The organism is Nocardioides sp. (assembly GCF_035703625.1).
Taxonomy (GTDB): domain Bacteria; phylum Actinomycetota; class Actinomycetes; order Propionibacteriales; family Nocardioidaceae; genus Nocardioides.
On sequence record NZ_DASSXS010000223.1, the window covers coordinates 1 to 2,984 of the forward strand.

The following is a 2,984-nucleotide window of genomic DNA, read 5'->3' on the forward strand; positions in this document are numbered from 1 at the left end:
GCACCTCTCGACGCGGGCCAGGAGCTCGGCCAGGCGTCCGGCGAGCTCGATGTCGTTGCTCCCGACGTCGTCGAGGGGCAGCCCACGCCCGAGGGTGCGGTGGTCGTCGCCGCTCATGACGACGCCGAGGAGGATGCGGTCTATCCCCGATCGCCAGGTGTTGTGGCCGAACCGCGTCATCGAGAAGTCAGCCCGCTGCTCCGCGTCGAGCCCCCATCTGATGCCGGCGTCGGTCACCCACCCGGTGACCCGGGCCAGGTCGTCGTCGCTGAGCCGGAACCGCGCGCGCACGGGATCGGCCGTGGCCAGGTCGAGCACCTCGCTGGCCGTGACCCGGCCGCCGGCCAGCCGCACCAGCGCGGCGGCGACCGCGAGCAGCGGGTTGGTGCTGGTGAGCGCGCGGTCGGCGAGCCGTACGCGCAGTCTGTGGGCCGGGTGGGCCTCGCCGTCGTCGACGACGTCGGCGAGCCCGAACCCCGCGGAGATGAGCGGGGCGTAGGTCTCGATGTCGGGGCACATCACGAGGATGTCGCGAGGCTCGAGCGTCGGGTCGTCCTCGAGCAGCCCCACCAGGACCTCGCGCAGCACGTCGACCTGGCGGGCCGGGCCGTGGCAGGCGTGCACCTGCACCGACCGGTCCGCCGGGTCGAGGGCGCGGGCCGCGCGGGCTTCGGCACCGGGGGCGGCGTTGGCCCGCAGGTCGGACTGCAGCCACCCCAGCAGCGTGGGGGGAGTCTCCCCCGACTCGGCCACCTCCGCCGGTCGGCCGGGGACGGCGTCCAGCGTCCGCCGCAGCTCCCGGCTGTCGCGGCCGAGCGAGGCGAGCAGTGGATGTCGCACTCGCCTGGCCGAGTCGTCGTCAGCGCGGCGCACCACTCCGCCGATCCCCGTCAGCTCCTCCCACAAGCGGGGCGAGGGCTGGGGCAGCCAGATGTGCACGTCGCGGCTCTCCCCCAGCGCGAGGAGCAGCTCGACCTCGGTGACAGGGAGCCGGGTGTGGCCGAACAACGACAACCGTGACGGGAGCTCCAGCCCCTCTCCTCCGGCGCGGAGGCTCGCCAGGGTCTCGGCGTGGCGCAGGTCCGGGGCGGGGACGTCGACCCGGTCGACGAGCCGGCGCCACAGCTCGGCCTGCCACAGCAGGTCGGGGTCAAGGTCGCCACCCTGGCCGTCGGTGTCCCGGCCCTTCCGCCAGTCGACGACCAGGGAAGGCCGTTGCTGGGCGTAGCCGGCGTAGAGGCCGGCGAGACGGCGGGCGACGGAGTAGCGGCGGTTGCGCCGCAAGACGCCGTCGTCACCCTCGAGGCCGTGACCGAGGTGGGTGGCGAGCGTGGTGCACCACGGTTCGCCCAGGCTGTCGTCGATGACCGACAGCAGGGGCCAGACCAGCCGGTCGGGGTCCCACGGGTCGTCACGCTCCCGGTCGAGGAGCATCGAGACGAGCGAGTGAGGGTTGAGGAACCTGACGCCGGCGCAGACCCCGTCGCCGCCCGAGGGCGACGTACCGAGGCGGTGGGAGAGGCGCTGGGTGAGCCACCGCTCGACACCCTTGGCGGGGACCACCACGATCTCGACGGCGAAGGGATCCTCCGGCGGCGTCGCCAGCAGGTCTCCCAGCCGGTCGGCGAGCAGGTCGGTCCGCTCGGCCGGATGCACCGTGAGAGTCACTCGAGGCCCTCCTCACGCGACGACGACGGGCTCCAACCTAGAGCCCGCCGCCGACACGTGTCGTTCCTACGTCATCCGAAGATGCTCACGCCCCCCGGCCCCACGAGCAGCCCGAGGACGATCAGCACGATCCCCCACAGGACGGATCCGCGGACCAGTGCGAAGACTCCGCAGATCACGAGGATGGCCGCGATGATGAACAGGATCGGTGTCATTCAGTGCTCCCTCTTCTGGTCAGACGCCTACTTCTTGAAGGCGTCCTTGACGTTCTCGCCGGCCTGCTTCAGGTCCGACTTGCTCTGGTCGGCCTGGCCCTGGCGCTCGCGCGTCTTGTCGCCGGTCGCGCGACCCTCGGCCTCCTTGGCCTTGCCCTTGAGCTTCTCGCCGGTGTTCTCGGCCTTGTCCTTGAGTCCCATGGGTACTCCTTCCGATCGAGGCGCCCTCGTGGGCGCTCCTCCCGGTATCCGATCGCGGCGATTTCATGCCGCCCCGACGTTGAGTTGGGCCTTCCGGCTCGTTGAGTTGGGCCTCGCGGTCCGTTGAGTCGGGCGCCGGCGGCGGGTGACCACGCGAGGCTGCGCTCGGGTCGTGGTCCGGACGGGTCATGAATCCATGGCCCGACCGGGTGGGTGCGGTGGTACAGACGGCTTGGGGTTGTACAAGATTGAATCAATCCTTCGAGCCGTGAATCACGCCCGCCCCAGAGTGAATCACCGTTACTCAATCGCTCGGGCGGGGCAGGTCCCCGAATCGCCGAAGCGCGATAGAAGGGGATCGTCACATGCGCAAGAACATCACCCGCTCAGCCATCGTCGGAGGGACCGTCGCCGCCGTGTTCGGTGTCGGCATCGGCTTCGCCGCCTGGACCAACTACGGCGAGGGCAGCGGCACCGTCACCGCCGGGCAGGCCACCGCGCTCACCGTCACCGTCACCAACGTCTCGGGGCTGTTCCCGACCAAGTCGGTCGACGTTCCGTTCACGGTCACCAACCCGAACCCGTACGGCGTGAAGCTGACCAAGGCCGAGCTGAAGAGCGTCACCGTCGACGCCGCGCACAGCGCGTGCGACGCCACCGTGGTCACCGGCTCGGACGTCACGCTGAGCGACGTCGTGGCGTCGTCCGGGACGAGCTCCTCGCAGACCTTCCCGGTGTCGATGAGCAACGCGGCCAGCGACGAGTGCCAGGGCGCCGTGTTCACCGTGAAGCTCGGCGTCACCGGCGTCAGCAACTGACCGCATGAGAGCGCTGCACAGGGACGAAGGGCACTGACGTGGGACGACGGGGGCAGGTGCTGCTGACCGTGACCGCCTTCGT

4 protein-coding genes are annotated in these 2,984 nt (G+C 70.8%); 1 reads left to right on the forward strand and 3 read right to left on the reverse strand.

All coding sequences use genetic code 11. The features are described 5' to 3' along the window. The 3 genes from VFN12_RS11330 to VFN12_RS11340 form a co-directional block, all read right to left on the reverse strand. On the reverse strand, positions 1-1,668 hold a 1,668-nt coding region (locus VFN12_RS11330; RefSeq protein WP_325118788.1), incomplete at its 3' end, for an exodeoxyribonuclease V subunit gamma. A 71-nt stretch (positions 1,669-1,739) separates the two neighbouring features. Then, positions 1,740-1,883, reverse strand: a complete 144-nt coding sequence (locus VFN12_RS11335; RefSeq protein ID WP_325118789.1) for a GPGG-motif small membrane protein — start codon at positions 1,881-1,883, stop codon at positions 1,740-1,742. A 27-nt stretch (positions 1,884-1,910) separates the two neighbouring features. Beyond that, positions 1,911-2,084 (reverse strand): CsbD family protein, encoded by a 174-nt coding sequence (locus VFN12_RS11340; RefSeq protein ID WP_325118790.1) that lies wholly within the window; start codon positions 2,082-2,084, stop codon positions 1,911-1,913. 365 nt (positions 2,085-2,449) lie between these two features. Here VFN12_RS11340 and VFN12_RS11345 point away from each other — a divergent pair, with 365 nt between their 5' ends. After that, on the forward strand, positions 2,450-2,902 hold the full coding sequence (locus VFN12_RS11345) for a hypothetical protein (RefSeq protein WP_325118791.1): 453 nt from the start codon (positions 2,450-2,452) through the stop codon (positions 2,900-2,902). Positions 2,903-2,984 lie beyond the last annotated feature (82 nt).